This is a genomic window from Pseudomonas sp. B21-054, assembly GCF_026016345.1.
Classification (GTDB): domain Bacteria; phylum Pseudomonadota; class Gammaproteobacteria; order Pseudomonadales; family Pseudomonadaceae; genus Aquipseudomonas.
In genome coordinates this window covers 618,115-636,191 of record NZ_CP087204.1, presented here as the reverse complement: position 1 = coordinate 636,191, position 18,077 = coordinate 618,115, and the positions used below count along the sequence as shown (strand labels likewise).

At 61.9% G+C, this 18,077-nt stretch carries 15 protein-coding genes; 7 read left to right on the top strand and 8 right to left on the bottom strand.

What is annotated here, in order from left to right:
* Positions 1–63: 63 nt before the first annotated feature.
* Positions 64–1,143, top strand: a complete 1,080-nt coding sequence (queG, locus tag LOY70_RS02765) for a tRNA epoxyqueuosine(34) reductase QueG (RefSeq protein WP_265033128.1) — start codon at positions 64–66, stop codon at positions 1,141–1,143.
* Here queG and LOY70_RS02760 read toward each other — a convergent pair.
* Together LOY70_RS02760 and orn are read right to left on the bottom strand one after the other, a co-directional pair.
* Entirely contained in the window at positions 1,125–1,736 is a 612-nt protein-coding gene (locus tag LOY70_RS02760; protein WP_003186433.1) for a trimeric intracellular cation channel family protein, read from the bottom strand. The two genes, queG and LOY70_RS02760, sit on opposite strands and share 19 nt — an antisense overlap.
* 233 nt (positions 1,737–1,969) lie before the next feature.
* Positions 1,970–2,512, bottom strand: coding sequence for an oligoribonuclease (gene orn / locus LOY70_RS02755; protein ID WP_265033111.1), 543 nt, complete (start codon positions 2,510–2,512; stop codon positions 1,970–1,972).
* A gap of 109 nt (positions 2,513–2,621) precedes the next feature.
* Here orn and rsgA point away from each other — a divergent pair, with 109 nt between their 5' ends.
* Complete coding sequence (gene rsgA, locus LOY70_RS02750; protein WP_028237543.1) at positions 2,622–3,653, top strand: small ribosomal subunit biogenesis GTPase RsgA; 1,032 nt, start codon at positions 2,622–2,624, stop codon at positions 3,651–3,653.
* A gap of 165 nt (positions 3,654–3,818) precedes the next feature.
* On the opposite strand, the gene motB is transcribed toward rsgA, so the two are convergent.
* Together motB and motA are read right to left on the bottom strand one after the other, a co-directional pair.
* On the bottom strand, positions 3,819–4,856 hold the full coding sequence (gene motB, locus LOY70_RS02745; RefSeq protein ID WP_265033106.1) for a flagellar motor protein MotB: 1,038 nt from the start codon (positions 4,854–4,856) through the stop codon (positions 3,819–3,821).
* 3 nt (positions 4,857–4,859) lie between these two features.
* Positions 4,860–5,711: a flagellar motor stator protein MotA gene (gene motA / locus LOY70_RS02740; RefSeq protein ID WP_123345113.1), complete on the bottom strand. Its 852-nt coding sequence runs from the start codon at positions 5,709–5,711 to the stop codon at positions 4,860–4,862.
* A gap of 167 nt (positions 5,712–5,878) precedes the next feature.
* Between motA and LOY70_RS02735 the strand changes: the two genes are divergently transcribed.
* The 4 genes from LOY70_RS02735 (at position 5,879) to LOY70_RS02720 (ending at position 11,112) form a co-directional block, all read left to right on the top strand.
* On the top strand, positions 5,879–7,417 hold the full coding sequence (locus LOY70_RS02735) for an HDOD domain-containing protein (RefSeq protein WP_265033104.1): 1,539 nt from the start codon (positions 5,879–5,881) through the stop codon (positions 7,415–7,417).
* A 42-nt stretch (positions 7,418–7,459) separates the two neighbouring features.
* Positions 7,460–8,275, top strand: coding sequence for a rhodanese-like domain-containing protein (locus LOY70_RS02730; RefSeq protein WP_265033102.1), 816 nt, complete (start codon positions 7,460–7,462; stop codon positions 8,273–8,275).
* A gap of 19 nt (positions 8,276–8,294) precedes the next feature.
* Entirely contained in the window at positions 8,295–9,155 is an 861-nt protein-coding gene (gene asd, locus LOY70_RS02725; protein ID WP_265033100.1) for an archaetidylserine decarboxylase, read from the top strand.
* A 196-nt stretch (positions 9,156–9,351) separates the two neighbouring features.
* Complete coding sequence (locus LOY70_RS02720; protein WP_265033099.1) at positions 9,352–11,112, top strand: molecular chaperone; 1,761 nt, start codon at positions 9,352–9,354, stop codon at positions 11,110–11,112.
* Between the two features lie 186 nt (positions 11,113–11,298).
* Here the strand turns inward: LOY70_RS02720 and serB are convergent, their stop codons facing one another.
* Positions 11,299–12,513 (bottom strand): phosphoserine phosphatase SerB, encoded by a 1,215-nt coding sequence (serB, locus tag LOY70_RS02715; protein ID WP_123345118.1) that lies wholly within the window; start codon positions 12,511–12,513, stop codon positions 11,299–11,301.
* 133 nt (positions 12,514–12,646) lie between these two features.
* On the opposite strand from serB, the gene LOY70_RS02710 reads away from it, so the two are divergent.
* Positions 12,647–14,161 carry an AhpA/YtjB family protein gene (locus LOY70_RS02710; RefSeq protein ID WP_265033097.1) on the top strand — a complete coding sequence of 505 codons (1,515 nt, stop codon included), beginning with the start codon at positions 12,647–12,649 and terminating at the stop codon, positions 14,159–14,161.
* Positions 14,162–14,367: 206 nt separating this feature from the next.
* On the opposite strand, the gene LOY70_RS02705 is transcribed toward LOY70_RS02710, so the two are convergent.
* The 3 genes from LOY70_RS02705 to parC all read right to left on the bottom strand — a co-directional run bounded on the left by LOY70_RS02705 (position 14,368) and on the right by parC (position 18,076).
* Complete coding sequence (locus tag LOY70_RS02705) at positions 14,368–14,775, bottom strand: DUF3224 domain-containing protein (RefSeq protein ID WP_265033095.1); 408 nt, start codon at positions 14,773–14,775, stop codon at positions 14,368–14,370.
* Positions 14,776–14,924: 149 nt separating this feature from the next.
* The gene (locus LOY70_RS02700) at positions 14,925–15,632 is read right to left on the bottom strand and encodes a membrane integrity-associated transporter subunit PqiC (protein ID WP_265033093.1); all 708 of its coding nucleotides are present in this window, start codon (positions 15,630–15,632) and stop codon (positions 14,925–14,927) included.
* A gap of 179 nt (positions 15,633–15,811) precedes the next feature.
* Positions 15,812–18,076: a DNA topoisomerase IV subunit A gene (gene parC / locus LOY70_RS02695; protein WP_265033091.1), complete on the bottom strand. Its 2,265-nt coding sequence runs from the start codon at positions 18,074–18,076 to the stop codon at positions 15,812–15,814.
* Between the last annotated feature and the right edge of the window lies 1 nt (position 18,077).

The following is an 18,077-nucleotide window of genomic DNA, read 5'->3' as shown; positions in this document are numbered from 1 at the left end:
GCGTCTTCGGGCTCCGATGTCTGGCAGAATTATACGCATCTCAGCTCCGGTTTCTCTCGCCTCATGCCTGTCATTCCCACAGACCTCCCCGCCCTCGCCCAATCCATCAAGGACTGGGGCCGTGAGTTGGGTTTCCAGCAAGTTGGCATCAGCGGCCTGGACCTTGCCGAGCATGAGCAACATTTGCAGCGCTGGCTCGACGCGGGCTATCACGGCGAGATGGATTACATGGCTGCCCACGGCAGCAAACGCTCGCACCCCGAGGAGCTGGTGCCGGGCACACTGCGGGTGGTGTCCCTGCGCATGGATTACCTGCCCGGCGACACACAAATGGCGCAATTGCTCGGCCAACCGGAAAAGGCCTACGTCTCGCGTTATGCATTGGGCCGCGATTACCACAAATTGATCCGTAAACGTGTGCAGCAACTGGCAGAAAAAATCCAGGCGCTCATCGGCCCCTTTGGCTATCGCGCCTTCGTCGACAGCGCGCCGGTGCTCGAGAAGGCCATCGCCGAACAGGCCGGCCTGGGCTGGATCGGTAAAAACACCCTGGTGTTGAACCGCAAGGCTGGCAGTTATTTCTTTTTGAGCGAGCTGTTCGTCGACTTGCCGCTGCCCGTGGATCCGCCCCATGCCAGCGAACATTGTGGAAAATGCACGGCGTGCCTGGACATCTGTCCTACGAATGCCTTCGTCGGGCCCTACGTGTTGGATGCCCGTCGGTGCATCTCCTATCTGACCATCGAACTGAAAAGTGCCATCCCCGAAGAACTGCGGCCATTGATCGGCAATCGGGTGTTCGGGTGTGATGACTGCCAGATCGTCTGCCCGTGGAACCGCTTCGCCCGACCGTCCGGGGAAAGCGACTTCAAACCGCGCCACAACCTGGACAACGCCGGGCTGGCCGAGCTGTTCATGTGGGACGAGGACACGTTTCTGCGCAGCACCGAAGGCTCGCCACTGCGCCGCGCCGGTTACGAACGTTGGCTGCGCAACCTGGCGGTGGGCCTTGGCAACGCCCCCTCAACCATTGCGGTGCTGCAAGCGCTGGAGGCGCGACGCGATTATCCTTCGGAACTGGTGCGCGAGCATGTCGAGTGGGCGTTGCGCCAACACGCCGAGCGTCAGACCTCGTCGTTATAAACGAACTTCGGCATTTCCCAGTGAAAGCGAATCGCCAGGAGCCGCAGCAGGAAGCCGCCGAACAAAGTGATGAGAATCGCCTGTTCATTCGGCAATTGCAGGTAGACACAGAGTAGATAGCACCACGCGGCGGCAAACGAGACGCTGGCATAGAGTTCGCGGCGGAAGATCAGCGGGATATCGTTACAGAAGATGTCTCGCAGGATGCCGCCGAACACCCCTGTGATGACCCCACTGACCGATGCCACCAGCATGCCATGGCCCATTTCCAAGGCGGTCATGCACCCGATCAGCGTGAATGCCACCAGCCCCACGGCGTCGAGCACCAGGAACAGCGAGCGCAGATGGCGCATCCAGCGCGCCAGGAACACCGTCAGCATCGCCGCCGCGGTGGTCAGCACCAGGTATTCCGGGTGCTTGACCCAGGTCAGCGGGTAATGGCCAAGCAACACGTCGCGCACCGAGCCGCCCCCCAACGCCGTGATACAGGCGATCAGCACCACGCCGAACCAGTCCATGCCACGACGCCCGGCAGACAAGGCACCAGTCATCGCTTCGGCGGTGATGGCAATCAGATAAAGCATCAGCAACATGGTGGCGGTCCTTGCAGGAAGGCGCGCAGTCTAGCCATTTCGGGCAGGCACCAAAAGAGGGCGGTTCCGACAAGTCCAACACAGAAACCTGTGGCGAGGGGATTTATCCCCGCTGGGCTGCGCAGCAGCCCCTGATACGCCTGACACCAAGCAACCTGACACAACGGGGTATCAGGATATTGGGGCTGCTATGCAGCCCAACGGGGATAAATCCCCTCGCCACAAGAGCTCCGTCAGAACTTGATGAAATGCTTGCGGTAATGCTGCAGCTCGGCAATGGACTCGCGAATGTCGTCCAAGGCCAGGTGGCTGCCACCCTTCTGGAAGCTGTCACGCACGTCTGGAGCCCAGCGGGCGGCCAGTTCCTTGAGGGTGGAGACGTCCAGGTTGCGGTAGTGGAAATAGCTTTCCAGGGATTTCATGTGGGTATAGAGGAAGCGACGGTCCTGGCAGATGCTGTTGCCGCAGATCGGCGACTTGCCCTTCGGCACCCACTGTTCCAGGAACGCGATGGTCTGGGCCTCGGCTTCGGCCATGCTGATCTTGCTCTCGCGCACCCGCTGGGTCAGGCCCGAGCCGCCGTGCTGGCGGGTGTTCCATTCGTCCATGCCGGCCAGGATCTCGTCGCTGTGATGGATCGCGATCACCGGGCCTTCGGCCAGGGTGTTGAGGTCGCTGTCGGTGACGATGGTAGCCATTTCGATGATGACGTCGGTATCGGGGTTCAGACCGGTCATTTCCAGGTCGATCCAGATCAGGTTCTGCGGGTTTTGCATGGGGGAGCTCCTCGGCGTAGCTGCGCAGTTTAGCCTAGGCCGGCCCTTGGGCGTGCTAAACTCGCGGCCGTTTTACCCTATTCGCTGCATTTCTTCATACGGAACACCCATGGCCAAACGCCAACTCAATCGTCGTCAAAACTGGCGCATCGAAAAGATCCAGGGCGAGCGCGCCGCCCGCGCCGCCAAACGCGAATCCAGTGCTGTCGAAGCCTTGGAAGGTGGCGACCTGGGCCCGGAACAGACCGGTCTGGTGATCGCCCACTTCGGTGTGCAGGTCGAGGTCGAGGCCCGGGAAGGCGAACTGGCCGGCCAGGTGTTCCGTTGCCACTTGCGCGCCAACCTGCCGGCCCTGGTCACGGGTGACCAAGTCGTCTGGCGTGCCGGCAACCAGGGCATCGGTGTGATCGTGGCGCAATTGCCGCGCCACACCGAGCTGTGCCGTCCGGACAGCCGTGGTCAGCTCAAGCCGGTAGCGGCCAACGTCGACATGATCGTCATCGTGTTCGCCCCCCTGCCCGAGCCCCACGCCAACCTGATCGACCGTTACCTGGTGGCAGCCGAGCACGCTGGCATCCGCCCATTGTTGCTGCTCAACAAGTTTGATCTGATCGACGAGCACAACGCCCCGGCGCTGAACGCCCTGCTGTCGGTCTACCGGGATTTGGGTTACCCGGTGCTGGAAGTCTCGGCCCATCACGGCAACGGCATGGAGCAATTGCAACAGCAATTGGATGGGCGCATCAGCGTGTTCGTCGGTCAGTCCGGCGTTGGCAAGTCATCGCTGGTCAACAGCCTGCTGCCAGACGTCGAGACCCGTGTCGGGCCGTTGTCCGAGTTGTCCGGCCAGGGCACCCATACCACCACCACCGCGCGGTTGTTCCACTTCCCCGGCGGCGGTGAATTGATCGACTCGCCGGGCATCCGTGAATTCGGCCTGGGCCACGTCAGCCGGGCCGATGTCGAAGCCGGGTTCATTGAGTTCAACGAGCTGATCGGCACCTGCCGCTTCCGCGACTGCAAGCACGACCGCGAACCTGGTTGCGCGCTGCTCAAGGCGCTGGAAGAAGGCCGCGTGCATCAGCAACGGATGAACAGCTACCGCTCGATCATCGCCAGCTTGCCGGAAAGCAGTTACTGACCCGGAATGTGAGCCGGACACAATTGTGGCGAGGGGATTTATCCCCGCTGGGGCGCGAAGCGCCCCCCTTCGTATTCCATCCCGAGTATCAGATGAAAAGAGGGGCTGCTGCGCAACCCAGCGGGGATAAATCCCCTCGCCACAGGTTTGCTCTCGCCAGTCAGATCACTGTGCCGGCGGCGCGGCCGGCTTGGGCGCGGCATCGTCGAACAGATTCAGACGCTCGCGCAGCTCATGGGCCGGCACGGGTTGTTGATCCATCGGCAAGGCGTTCGGATCAGCCGCTGCGCCAGGCGTCTCAGGCACCTCACCCGGCGCGCCCTGCCCCTGGGCCGGATCCGGCGGCGGATCATCGGTTTGCGAACCTTCGATGGCTTGCTGGGCCTTTTTGGTCAACACCACGATATCGATACGCCGGTTGACCGGGTTGAACGGGTCCTTGCGGTCGAACAACGCCGAGGACGCATAACCGACCACCCGCGCCACCTGCTCGTCCGGATAACTGCCGGCCACCAAGGCGCGACGGGCCGCATTGGCGCGGTTGGCGGACAGTTCCCAGTTACCGAAATCACCTTTGCCGACGTAGGGCTTGGCATCGGTATGACCGCTGATGCTGATTTTGTTCGGCACCGCTTTGATGGTGTCGGCCATGGCCAGCAGAATGTCTTCGAAATAAGGTTTCAGGCGCGCACTGCCGGAATCGAACATCGGCCGGTTCTCGGCGTCCATGATCTGGATGCGCAAGCCGTTCGGCGTGATTTCGAACAGGATCTGGTCCTTGAATTTCTGCAGTTGCGGGTTCTCTTCGACCTTGTTCTGCAATTCTTGCAGCAGCAATTCCAGACGCTCGCGCTCGATCTGCTCGGCCATCCCTTCGACCTGCTCGGAGTCCACCGTCACCTTGTCGGGCTGGGGCTGGGACTTGACTTCCGGGTTGAGCGTCGTGTCCGGCGCGAGGGTCGGCGAACCACCCAGATCGATGATGTAGGGCGTGCCGCTTTCGGAAAAACCGACCGGGTCCTTGAAGTAACCGGCAATGGCAATTTTCTGCTCTGGGGTCGCGGTGGACAGCAGCCACAGCACCAGGAAGAACGCCATCATCGCCGTCGCGAAGTCGGCGAAGGCGATTTTCCAAGCGCCCCCGTGATGCCCAGCGGCTATGCGCTTGACGCGCTTGATGATGATCGGCTGGTTATTCTCCATGACTTAACGACCGCGAACCGCTTGTTCCAGCTCGGCGAAGCTTGGACGGTGCGCCGGATACAGGACCTTGCGACCGAACTCCACCGCCAGCGATGGCGGCATGCCCGAGGCCGAGGCCACCAGGGAAGCCTTGATGGCTTCGTAGATATTGAGCTCTTCCTTGGCATCATGGGCCAGGGAAGTGGCCAGCGGCCCGAAGAAACCATACGCGGCCAAGATACCGAAGAAGGTCCCCACCAGGGCCGCACCCACGTGCAGGCCGATGGACTTCTGGTCGCCGTCGCCCAGGGACGCCATGGTCACCACGATGCCCAATACCGCCGCGACGATACCGAAACCCGGCATGGCGTCGGCGATGCCGGTGACCGCATGGGAGGGGTGCTCCAGGTCTTCCTTGAGACTGTACAGTTCCATGTCGAACAGGCCTTCAAGCTCATGGGGAGCCATGTTGCCGGACGACATGATGCGCAGGTAATCACAGATGAACGCCGTCATGCGGGCGTCCTTGAGCACCGAGGGGTACTTGGCGAAAATCGGGCTGGCGGCGGCGTCTTCGATATCGCCTTCGATCGCCATCATGCCTTCGCGGCGGCTCTTGTTGAGGATTTCGTAGATCAGCCCCAGCACCTCAAGGTAGAAGGTGTGGCTGAAACGCGAACTGAACATGCCCAGAGACTTCTTGAGCACATGCATGGTCATATAGCCGGGGTTGGCCTGCAAGAATGCGCCGAGGGCCGCGCCACCGATGATCAAGACCTCGAAAGGTTGGATCAGGGCGGCAATCTTGCCATGGGAGAGCACGTATCCGCCGAGTACGCTCGCGAACACGACAATGATGCCGATAATTTTAGCCATAGATAGAAAGTACTTATTTAAGTCGGGTTCAAGGTCATATTCGGAAGCTGAAAAATCTCTTCTTCTACTTATCGGCAAAACTGCGCCAGACTATAGTCAGTTCCGGCGAAAAGCCAATTTTGCCCCGTTCCGGGCGTAGATACCCTTTGCGATGATCACGTCCAACCATGGCTAACGAAACGAAGGTTCCAACTCCACGACCGACCACGCTCGAAGGCTGGGTCAAGCTGCTCGACGGCGTCCACCTGCCCGTGCCCCACGCCAGTCATGACCTGGTCTGCAAGGCACTTGCCGACAGCCGCCGGTCGCTGCGTGACATCGCCGAGCTGATGCAGGACAGCCCCGCCCTGGTCTTGAGCGTCATCCGCGAAGCCAACCATCACACCCATGGCAGCCTCGCGGAACCGGCCGAAAACCTCGAGGTGGCCATCAACCGCCTCGGCCTTAAACGCACCGAAGAACTGCTCGCCCGCCTGCCCTCGTTGCCGGGTCATGAAATACCCATCGCCCTGCGCCAGCTGCAATTGATCAGCCAACACGCTACGCAACAGGCCAACGGTTTTTTTGCCAGCCGCCTGGCGCGGCTGTGGCAAGACATCCACTGGGGCAGCCTGTTGTTTCTGTCACCGCTCTGGCCACTGGCCCTGACTCATCCGCGATTGCTGGGAGAGTGGGAATTGCGGGTCATCCATAAAGGCCAGCCCGCCCGCGAGGTCGAACGCGAACTGTTCGGCGTCAGCCTGCTGGAAATCTGCCTGGCGCTGGTGGAAACCTGGCGCCTGCCGATCTGGATAATGCAGGGCTACCGCCTGCTGCTCAACGAACGCCGCGAACTGGTGCAAGTGCTCCGCATCGCCCGGGACAGCGAGCACCCGCTGCGCCAGCAGAATCGCCTGGACGATGACCCGACCCTGCGGCGCTGGCTCAATCAGCCCGCCAATACCGTGCTGCTGGCCAACGGCCTGGCCCTTTCAGCGCAACAAGCCTGGGACTCCCCCAACAGCGCTCGCTGGCAATATCTCACCAGTTTGTATCTGCAGATGTCGATGGATGACGTCCAGCAGCAGCTGCACCAACAAGCCGTCACCAGTGCCCGCCACGACGCCATGCCCGATCTCTGGCACCCGGCCGTGGCGCTGATCTGGCCCTGGGGCAGCCGCCGCATCCACCCCGGACTGCTACCCGCCGCCCCGCCGAGTGCCGAAGACCTGACCCAGTGGCGCAAGCAATGCTCTGCGTTGCTGGTGGAACCGAGCCCCTTCAGCAATGCCATGCACCTGACCACCTCGGCACGGGACGCGCTGGTGGCGTGCGGGATGCGCCGGGTAATGATCCTGATGGCTGATCGCAGCCAGACCAGCGTACGTGTGCACCAGACCGCCGGCCTGCCCAAGGAGGCCGCGGCCGCCAGTTTTTCCATCAATCAAAGCAAGGTCTTGCAGCGGTTGCTGGCCCAGCAGGCCCAGGTTCGCCTGAACCCGGACAACAATGCCCAATTCTCGGCGTTGCTGCCGCCGGGCCTGAGCAGCCTGTTCCGGGGCGAGCACCTGCTGCTGCGCTCGCTGACCTGCAACGGTCGAGTGATCATGCTGGTGGTAGTGGACCAGGGCGGCGGACCGTTCTCGGACGTGACCGTGCAAGCGTTCGGCAAAACCGTGCAATGCATCGAAAGGGCCCTGCATACCTTTACCAACCGCGGCCGCTGAACTTGGTACAATCCTTTCCCTTTGCGCCCCTGGAGACCTCACATGCCTGACTTCTCTGGCTTGCCGCTGGTGATCGAGCCGAGCGAGCTGCTGCCGCGCCTCGACGCCCGCGAACTGATCCTGGTGGACCTGACCAGCGCCGCCCGCTACAGCACCGGGCACATCCCCGGCGCACGTTTCGTCGACCCCAAGCGCACCCAGCTTGGCCAACCGCCGGCGCCGGGCCTGTTGCCGGCCAAAGCCGACCTGGAAGCACTGTTCGGCGAACTCGGGCATCACCCGGATGCGGTCTACGTGGTCTATGACGATGAAGGCGGCGGCTGGGCCGGGCGTTTTATCTGGTTGCTGGACGTGATCGGTCACTCGAACTATCACTACCTCGACGGCGGCCTGCTGTCGTGGCTGGACGAAAGCTTGCCGGTGTCCGTTGAAGTACCGGCCCCCGTCGCCGGCGCGGCGAGCCTGACGCTGCACGAAGCCCCCACCGCCACCCGCGAATACCTGCAAAGCCGTCTCGGTGCTGCCGACCTGGCGATCTGGGACGCACGCGGCCCGTTGGAATATTCCGGCGAGAAAGTGGTCGCAGCCAGGGGCGGACACATTCCCGGCGCGGTCAATTTCGAATGGACGGCCGGCATGGACCAAGCACGCAACCTGCGCATCCGCAAAGATATGCCGCAGATTCTCGAACAATTGGGGATCACGCCGGACAAAGAAATCATCACCCACTGCCAGACTCACCACCGCTCTGGCTTCACCTACCTGGTGGCCAAGGCACTCGGTTATCCGCGGGTCAAAGGCTATGCCGGTTCCTGGGGCGAATGGGGCAACCACCCCGACACCCCTATCGAGCTCTGAAGGTTCTTAAGGACAGTTAATGAAAAACCGTTTGTTCATCCTCTCTCAGTACCTGTTGCCCCACCATCTGCTGTCGCGGCTGGCCGGCTGCATTGCCGAATGCCGCGTGCGCTGGTTCAAGAATGCCTTCACCCAGTGGTTTGCCAAGCACTATCAAGTGGACATGTCCCAGGCGCTGGTGGAAGACCTGACGGCCTACGAGCACTTCAATGCCTTCTTCACCCGTGCCTTGAAAGACGGCGCACGCCCGCTGGACGAAACCCCGGGCGCGATCCTCAGCCCCGCCGACGGCGCCGTCAGCCAGCTCGGCCCGATCGAGCACGGCCGGGTATTCCAGGCCAAGGGCCACAGCTTCAGCGTGCTGGAACTGCTGGGCGGCGACGCAGCCAACGCAGCACCGTTCATGGGCGGCGACTTCGCCACCATCTACCTCTCCCCCAAGGACTACCACCGCGTGCACATGCCGCTGGCCGGCACCCTGCGGGAAATGGTCTACATCCCCGGGCGGATTTTCTCGGTCAATCAGACCACCGCTGAAAACGTTCCGGAGCTGTTCGCCCGCAACGAGCGCGTGGCGTGCATTTTCGACACCGAGCGCGGGCCGATGGCCGTGGTGCTGGTGGGCGCGATGATCGTGGCGTCCATCGAAACCGTCTGGGCCGGCCTGGTGACGCCGCCTAAACGTGAACTCAAGACCTTCCGTTACGATGAAGCCGCCCGTGCGCCGATCCACCTGGAAAAAGGTGCCGAACTGGGCCGCTTCAAGCTGGGCTCGACCGCCATCGTGCTGTTTGGCCCGGACCAGGTGACATGGGCCGAAGCACTGGTGGCCGGCTCGCCGGTGCAGATGGGCCAAGGGCTGGCACTGCCAAAGGCCTGAGTAAAGAATCATCAGTGTGGGAGCGAGCTTGCTCGCGATGGCGATGTAACGGTCACATCAATACCGACTGTCCTGGCGTCATCGCGAACAAGCTCGCTCCCACAGGGCATCCAGCATAGATAGGGCACTTCTTTTCGGCTACAACTGCTAGAGTTGGAAACATCCCCTTCATTTTCGGCCGGAGCCCGTCCACGGCATGAATGAGACCAGCCCTCTCCAGCGACTGCGCGTCCCAACCCCGACGCAGCCACGCCTGTCGTTCTGCGATGCAACGCCACGCGATCTCAAGCGCTGGATCGCCAACCTGCCCAAGGCCAACATCGGCGAAACCGCCCGCTTGCTGTATCAGGCCCTTGGCGAACTCAACCAGTTGCTCACACCCAGCGACAACCGTCTGCAGTTGCTCGAACTGCTGCGGCCCGAGGTGTATTACGTCTGCAAGCACCTGGAGCGTCACTTCCTGCAACAGGCCATCGTGCTGGATGAGCGCTCACGCAAAATCGTCAACCTGTGCCAGGCCCTGCAAACCCATCTGGCCGTGGGCTATAAACAAATCGTGGCGCGTATCGCGCCGAAATACACCAAGGACCAGGCCCGGCTGCTGAGCACCGCGTTGCAACGGGCAATGCATGCCCTCGACGGTACGCTGCTGCGGGTCACCCAGCTGTACAGCCCTGTCCCCGAAGGGCTATGGCTCGATTTGCATCAGCTGTACCGGATCGCCTGCCAACACCGGCTGCAGCACCAAAGCGTCAGCGATGAACTGGCCAGCCAGGTTCATCAGTTGAACGCGGAACAAACTTATGTCGTTGCCCTGCTGCTGGGCGCCTCTCGCAGCAATCAGCTGCGCCAGGGCCAGATCGCACGGTTGGCCGAAGTCCTGGAATCCTGGAGCCAGTGGGTCAAGCTGGACCCGGTCGCAACCGCCACCGGCCTGTTCGCTGTCGCGCCGGAACTGGATATCGGGCCCCGTTATCGCTCCAAGTTCAGGGCCGAGCAACAGCCGACCCTGCAAGGGTTTGATCCACAGCCGCTGGTGCAGGCAATCGCCACTCACCTGGAAAAGCCGGCCGATAACACCCTGCCCGTACCGGGCGGCATGAGCGCCGACACCTTGCATCACCTGCAAGCCGCCTGGGGCGAAGCGGCCGAACGCAGCTTCCAGCGCACCGAAGGCAACGGCACACTGACCCTGTGCGTGGGCATGAGTGCGCTGCACTACTACCTCGGTGGCGAGCGCTCTTTCAGCGAGATCCTGAAAAACCCCAGCACGCGCAAGGCCCGCTTCGAAGCCTCGCCCACCAAGACCAGCGATACCTGGAGCCAGGCCTTCGACGCCGCCCCGGCTGGCGACAACGACCTGCTGCCCTATGAAGAAATCGAGTATCCGGTCAACCCGGCCGATGACGATAGCAGCAGTTCCGACAACCAGCACCACTTCCCCACCTACGACTTGCCGATCATCAACCACAGCCCTGGAGGTTACTGCCTCGGCTGGCCGAAAGAGGTGCCGGAACAACTGCAAGCCGGGGAAATGGTCGGCATTCGGGACACCAGCGATCAAGCCTGGAGCATCGCCGTGGTGCGCTGGATCCGCCAAGTGCGCAACGGCGCCATGCAAATGGGCATCGAGCTGGTCGCCCCCCATGCCCAGCCTTGCGGGCTGCAACTGGTTCGGGAAGAGGCTGGGCCCGGTCACTACTTGCGCGGGCTGCTACTTCCCGAGATCAGCGCCATTGACCTGCCTGCCACCATGATCGCCCCGCGCATGCCTTTCCAGGAGGGCCAGCGCGTGTTGATCAATACCAATGGCCAGGAACGCCGCGCCGGCCTGGACCGGCGGGTTACCAGCACCCACAGCTTCAACCAGTTTTCCTATCACCCGGAAGACTCAACCGAGAGCGGGGATGGCGGCGACCAAGAAGGGAATTTCGATTCGTTGTGGAAATCGCTTTGAACAGCCAACACAACCTCTGTGGCGAGGGGATTTATCCCCGCTAGGCTGCGAAGCAGCCCCAATACAGTCAACTCCAGCCAGCCTGACACAACGAGGCATTAGGTTTTGGGGGCTGCTGCGCAGCCCAGCGGGGATTTATCCCCTCGCCACAGATGAATGCCTCCAAAAGATTGCGACAGACTCGAATCACAGCTGCCCGTCCCGATCCCTGAACCCCAACAGATACAGCACCCCATCCAACCCCAGGGTGGAAATCGCTTGCCTGGCCGACTGCTTGACCAGCGGCTTGGCCCGGAACGCCACGCCCAGGCCGGCGATGGCCAACATCGGCAAGTCGTTCGCACCGTCGCCCACGGCGATGGTCTGTTCCAGGCGCAAGCCTTCCTTCTCGGCCAGTTCACGCAGCAGGTCGGCCTTGCGCTGGGCATCGACGATCGGCTCGACGGCCACGCCGGTCACCTTGCCGTCCACTACTTCCAGTTCATTGGCGAACACGTAGTCGATGCCGAGCTTGGCCTGCAACTGCTTGGCGAAGTAGGTAAAGCCGCCAGACAGAATGGCGGTCTTGTAACCCAGGCGCTTGAGTTCGGCGAACAGCGTCTCGGCGCCTTCGGTCAGGCGCAGGGAGGCACCGATCGAGTCCAGCACGCTGACGTCCAGGCCCTTGAGCAGCGCCAGGCGCTCCTTGAAGCTGGCGCGAAAGTCCAGTTCACCGGCCATGGCTCGCTCAGTGATGGCCGACACCTTGTCGCCGACGCCAGCAGCCTTGGCCAGTTCGTCGATGACTTCGGCTTCGATCAGCGTCGAATCCATGTCGAACACCGCCAGGCGACGGTTGCGACGGAACAACGAATCTTCCTGGAAGGCGATGTCGACGTTCAGCTCCTGGGCCACGCTCAGGAATTCGGCGCGCAACGCCTGGGGATCGGCCGGCTCGCCACGCACGGAAAACTCGATGCAGCCCTTGCCCTTGTCATCCGGGGTGTCCAGCGGCATGCGCCCGGACAGTCGATCGATGTGATCGATGTTCAGGTCATATTTGGCGGTGATCGAACTGACGCGCTGCAATTGCTCGGCGGTGACCTTGCGGGTCAACAGGGTCACGATGTGGCGTTTCTTGCCCTGGCCGGCCACCCATTGCTGGTAATCGGCTTCGGACACCGGGGTAAAACGCACCTGCTGGTCGAGCTTGTAGGCCGTGAACAGGATGTCCTTGAGCACCGACTTGCTTTGTTCGGCGTCCGGGATTTCAACCAGGATGCCGAACGACAGCGTGTCATGGATCACCGCCTGACCGATGTCGAGAATGTTCACACCACCCTGGGCCAGAACGCCGGTAATGGCCGCAGTCAGACCCGGACGGTCACTGCCAGTGATGTTTATCAGGACGATTTCGCGCAAGGCGCACCCCCGCAGGTGGAAAAAAACCGCATTCTACCCACATTCAGTGACCATCGGGCACCGCCAGTGCTTTGCCGGTCATGGGGCTGTCGCTATACTGCGCGTCAATTTCACGGACAAAGAGCCGAGCTCAGTGAACCGGCCCACGCCAGTCAAAACCGACAACTTCTTCCTGCTGATCTTCCGTGCACTGCGCCACCGTCGTGTGCCGATTGCATTGCGCATTGCCAGCCATAACGTGATCCTGGTCGCACTGGCCCTGGTCATCTATGCCTGCGTGATGGGCCTGCAGTTCAAGCAGGCCATGCATGAGCAGGCCGATGCCCTGGGTGAGAGCCTGACCACCCAGACCGCCACGTCCGCCACCGAGCTGCTGGTGTCCAACGACATCCTCAGCCTCAACGTGCTGCTCAACAACCTGACCAAGAACAAACTGGTGGCCCACGCTGCCATCTACAGCGTGGACAACCGCATCCTCGCCGAGGCCGGCCAGCGTCCCAAGCCCGGCCTGCTGGGCGAGTCCGGCGGCATGTACCAGAGCAAGATCACCTTCCAGGACGTGACCGCCGGGCAACTGCGCATCAGCCTGGACATGGACCAGTTCCAGCAACCGATGACCATCAGCCTGCAAAGCATGGGCATCCTCAGCGCGATCCTGCTGGCGCTGGCATTGGCCCTGAGCCTGCGCCTGGGCCGGCACATCTCCACGCCGCTGCTGCAATTGCGCGTCTGGCTGCGGGATATCGACGAACACACCCCGGCCACCCAGCGCCAGGATGAAATCGGCGATCTGGCCCGGCAACTGCACGCCAGCTTCGCGCCAGAACCCGAGCCCGTGCCGGAGCCTGAAGACATCGACTACGCAGACGACGATGCCGAGCCAGGCTTCGAAGTGCGCAACCTGCGCGATCCGGGCTTCGACGAAAGCCAGCCGATGCCCGCCGCCAAACCGGCGCCTCGCCACGTGGTGCGCACGGCTGAAGACGATGAAGACGACGATGCCTTTGCCGACCTGCGGGACGAGTCGATTGCCGGGGAACCGCAACCGATCGCCAGGCCCGTCGCCTCTGACCAGCCACAGCACAGCGCCGTGCTGGCGGTGCAATTGGGCGCCCAGGAGCAATTGCGTCGCCTGCCTCAAGCGCGCCTGAAGGAACTGCTCGAACGCTACCGCGACTGCCTCGACCAGGCCGCCTCGCTGTATCAGGGCGAATTGCACACCCTGAACGACGGCAGCACGCTGATGCTGTTCCATACCGAAGACAGCGGTGACGACTACTTGACCAACGCCATTTGCTGCGGTGAGTTGCTGCGGGCCCTGGGCCACCAGTTGCAGATCGAAGTCGCCGACAGCGGCATCACCCTGCAACTGCAACTGGGCCTGACCCTGGGCGATGGACTGTTCGGCCTGAGCCAGATCGACCTATTGCTGACCGAAACCGCCCAGGACGCCCTGGCACTGTCGCAACACAGCCGCAACCTGCTGCTGGTGGAGCGCAAGGTCAACGACAATGCGCTGATCCGCCAACGCGCCCGCATCCGCCCCATCGCCAGCCCCGAAGGTGCGTGCTGCGTGGAGCGCCTGATGGAGCCTTATCCGTCGATGCTGGAACGGCAACTGGCGCGAATGCATGAGCGCCAGGCCTGAGTCCCGGGGACTGAAATAACGAAGCCCGCAGATGAGTGATTGTCTGCGGGCTTTTTGTTGTCTTCAGCGCCGCCATCGCGAGCAAGCTCGCTCCCACGCCGGGCCTGTGGCTTGCAGAAATCCCCTGTGGGAGCGAGCCTGCTCGCGATGAGGCCAAGACAGACAGCGCAAATCCAACTACAGAGTCGCACCCCACCCAACGCATCTTAGCTGTCGGGCTCAAACGAATACTCAAATGACACTTGCGCCGGCTCGCCATGGCCAGCCACGTAGCTGCCATTACCCCTCAGATTGACCAACTCCTCGGTGCCGGCGCCTTCCACGACACTCCAGGTACTGCGCGCCTTGCCTTCGGAAAATGACCCCGAATGCCGGGCAACAAATGTTCCGCGTTTACCGGCCACCACCGCACAAATGCGCTCAAAACCCACAAAGCACGCGGTGCCGTCAGCGCTATAGGACATCAGGTATTCGACGCTACTGGTTCCCTCGATGGCGCCGGAATAGGACTGCGTGATATTGGCATGGGAAAGTTTTGGAGCGCCTTCAAGCACTTGCGATGGCTTCTCATCCCAACCGGTTATCTGAAAGGTGCAACTGACTGTCGTTTTCATAGGGGTTAATGCTTCCTTGTCATTCTGTGGGCGGCCCGATTCGCCGGGCACTCATCTTGCCTGACGCCCACCAGGAATAAGAGCCCTTGCCCCACAGAAACAACAAAGCCCGCGTCAACGCGGGCTTTGTTTTGCATCCAGTCCTGGCGTCAGAACCTGAACACTTCCATGTCCGTACGAATTGGCAAGGCCATCGGGATCTTCGGGGACTTTTCCGGTTCAGCGGGCTTGGCCTGGCTCGGAGCGGCCTTACGCGGAGCTTCGACCACCGGTGGCTGGTTGGCCAGCGGTTTGAGGGCCACGGACAGTTGCTCGGCCAGGCGTTGCAGCAGCACGCCCTGGGCCTGGACCTGTGCAGCGGTAGTGCCGGCGTGCGACTCTTGCAGGTGCACGATGCGGTTCTCACGCACCTTGCCGCGGCGATCGATCAGTCGCCATTGGGCATCGAGTACCGCCGGTTGCGATTTGCCCGAGTCCAGGCGAGTGATCGATAGCAGCACCTGGACATCCGGCGTGAAGCCTTGGGTAGCCGGCGCCAATACCACGCGCTGGCTGTCCAGATGCCCCGCCACCTGACGCAGCAGCAACTGGTCGATGTCCGAGGACAGGCTGCCGGCCCAACGGCCGTCAGCCGCGGCCTGCAGGCTGCCGTCCGGTTGGCGTTGCAGTAGAGTTTCGCGTTGCAGGTAGTCGGCGATCAACACCGGGCCCAGCAAAACCGCCATGCCGGCGCTTTGCGCTGGCTGGGCCGGGGTGCCACTGTCGAGTTGATACAGCGACACAGGCTGATTGACGCTGCAGCCCGCCAGGCCAAGCAGGCCAGCGAGCCACAAAATAGGAAGGCGCAGAGCAGTCATCGTCCCGTCCAGGTGGCGGCCACAAGGCTTACCACAGTGAAAAAAAACTTGGTCATTATGAAGAACGCTCGGCCACGCCGGCGCTTGAAAGGGCCTATCATCCGTGAATATGCGCCGCGACTCCAGCGCGAAAGCATCGGCCTGCGGCTTTTAATCGCAGACCAAGCCCTCTAGCACGCCTAACTCAGGTTTTCGACGAGCAGTGCATCGACCCGTTGAAAACCCCTTGGAAGCTTATTACCCCGCCGACCGCGCTCACCTTTGTAATGTTCAAGATCGTCTGCCTTCAACGAAAGCGTACGCTTGCCGGCCTGTAGCACAAGCGTGGCGCCTTCCGGTATCACTGCAATATCCGTGACATATTCATCACGACTGGCCACCCGTTCGCCGGGAATACCAATAATCTTGTTGCCCTTGCCTTTGCCCAACTGTGGCAAGTCGCTGATTTTGAAGACCAACAAGCGACCTTCGGTGGTCACCGACGCCAGCCAATTGTTCTCGCGATCGCTGACCGGCCGCGGCGCAATGACCTTGGCGTTGTTCGGCAGGCTCAACAACGCCTTGCCCGCCTTGTTCTTGGCTTGCAGGTCCTCACCCTTGACCACGAACCCGTAACCCGCGTCCGATGCAATGACGTACAGTCCATCATCATCAGGCATCAGCACACATTCAAAAGTTGCACCCGGTGGAGGCGTTAATCGACCGGTCAGCGGCTCGCCCTGGCCGCGAGCCGATGGCAACGTATGCGCCGGCACCGAATAGCTGCGTCCGGTAGAGTCGACGAACACCGCAAACTGGTTGGAACGCCCGGCCGCCAAGGCCTTGAAGCCGTCCCCGGCCTTATAGGAAAGCCCCGTCGCGTCAATATCATGACCCTTGGCGGAACGTACCCAGCCTTTTTCCGACAGCACGACGGTGACTTTCTCGTTCGGCAGCAGATCGTGCTCAGTCAGGGCCTTGGCTTCGGCACGTTCGACGATCGGTGAGCGACGGTCGTCGCCATAGGTTTCGGCGTCCTTGAGCAGCTCGGTGCGTACCAGCTTCTTGAGCTTGGCTTCGCTGCCCAGCAGGGCTTGCAGCTTGGCCTGTTCCTTGAGCAATTCATCCTGCTCGGCCCGCAACTTCATCTCTTCCAAGCGCGCCAACTGCCGCAGGCGGGTGTCGAGGATGTAGTCGGCCTGGATTTCGCTCAGGTCAAAGCGGGCGATCAGGCTGGCCTTGGGATGCTCCTCGGTGCGGATGATGTGGATCACTTCATCCAGGTTGAGGTAGGCAATCAGCAAGCCGTCCAACAGGTGCAGGCGGCGCTCGACCTTGTCCAGGCGGAATTGCAGGCGCCGACGCACGGTCTTGACCCGGAACTCCAGCCATTCCACCAGCAATGCCCGCAGGTTTTTCAACTGCGGCTTGCCGTCCAGGCCAATGATGTTGATGTTGACGCGGTAGCTGGACTCCAGGTCGGTGCTGGCGAACAGGTGCTGCATCAGCGCGTCGTGGTCGACCCGGCTGTTGACCGGGATGATCACGATGCGGCAGGGGTTTTCATGGTCAGACTCGTCGCGCAGGTCCGCCACTTGCGGCGCTTTCGACGGTTTTGCCTGCATCATCGCCGCAATTTGCTCCAAGACCTTGGCCCCGGAGACTTGATGCGGCAATGCCGTGACAATGATGTCGCCGTCTTCGATGTGGTACACGGCGCGCATGCGCACCGAACCGCGACCGGTCTCGTAGATTTTCAGCAGGTCGGCGCGCGGCGTGATGATTTCCGCTTCGGTCGGGTAGTCCGGGCCCTGGATGTGTTCGCAGAGCTGTTCCACCGTGGCTTTCGGTTCGTCCAGCAGCCGTACGCACGCCGTAGCCACTTCCCGCAGGTTGTGGGGCGGCACGTCAGTGGCCATGCCCACGGCGATGCCGGTGGTGCCATTGAGCAGGATATTCGGCAAACGTGCCGGCAATACCAAGGGTTCATCGAGAGTACCGTCGAAGTTCGGCCCCCAATCCGCGGTGCCCTGGCCCAGTTCGCTGAGCAGCACTTCGGAATAACGCGACAGCCGCGCCTCGGTGTAACGCATGGCCGCGAAAGACTTGGGATCGTCCGGCGCACCCCAGTTACCCTGGCCGTCCACCAGGGTGTAGCGGTAGCTGAACGGCTGGGCCATCAGCACCATGGCTTCGTAGCAGGCCGAGTCGCCGTGGGGGTGGAACTTACCGAGCACGTCACCGACGGTGCGCGCCGATTTCTTGTGCTTGGAGTCGGCGTCCAGCCCCAGCTCACTCATGGCATAGATGATCCGCCGCTGGACCGGCTTCAAACCGTCGCCGATGTGCGGCAAGGCGCGGTCCATGATCACGTACATGGAGTAATTGAGGTAGGCATTTTCGGTGAAGTCAGCCAGCGATCGGCGTTCTACGCCGTCTAAGCTGTCTGCAAGAATGTCGCTCATG

Bases quoted from the DNA above. Each gene is read 5' to 3' on its own strand.
- orn (WP_265033111.1), bottom strand. From the start codon at position 2,512: ATGCAAAACCCGCAGAACCTGATCTGGATCGACCTGGAAATGACCGGT.
- LOY70_RS02700 (WP_265033093.1), bottom strand. From the start codon at position 15,632: ATGACTGCTCTGCGCCTTCCTATTTTGTGGCTCGCTGGCCTGCTTGGC.
- motB (WP_265033106.1), bottom strand. From the start codon at position 4,856: ATGGAGAATAACCAGCCGATCATCATCAAGCGCGTCAAGCGCATAGCC.
- asd (WP_265033100.1), top strand. From the start codon at position 8,295: ATGAAAAACCGTTTGTTCATCCTCTCTCAGTACCTGTTGCCCCACCAT.
- LOY70_RS02735 (WP_265033104.1), top strand. From the start codon at position 5,879: ATGGCTAACGAAACGAAGGTTCCAACTCCACGACCGACCACGCTCGAA.
- motA (WP_123345113.1), bottom strand. From the start codon at position 5,711: ATGGCTAAAATTATCGGCATCATTGTCGTGTTCGCGAGCGTACTCGGC.
- queG (WP_265033128.1), top strand. From the start codon at position 64: ATGCCTGTCATTCCCACAGACCTCCCCGCCCTCGCCCAATCCATCAAG.
- LOY70_RS02720 (WP_265033099.1), top strand. From the start codon at position 9,352: ATGAATGAGACCAGCCCTCTCCAGCGACTGCGCGTCCCAACCCCGACG.
- LOY70_RS02705 (WP_265033095.1), bottom strand. From the start codon at position 14,775: ATGAAAACGACAGTCAGTTGCACCTTTCAGATAACCGGTTGGGATGAG.
- LOY70_RS02730 (WP_265033102.1), top strand. From the start codon at position 7,460: ATGCCTGACTTCTCTGGCTTGCCGCTGGTGATCGAGCCGAGCGAGCTG.
- LOY70_RS02760 (WP_003186433.1), bottom strand. From the start codon at position 1,736: ATGTTGCTGATGCTTTATCTGATTGCCATCACCGCCGAAGCGATGACT.
- parC (WP_265033091.1), bottom strand. From the start codon at position 18,076: ATGAGCGACATTCTTGCAGACAGCTTAGACGGCGTAGAACGCCGATCG.
- rsgA (WP_028237543.1), top strand. From the start codon at position 2,622: ATGGCCAAACGCCAACTCAATCGTCGTCAAAACTGGCGCATCGAAAAG.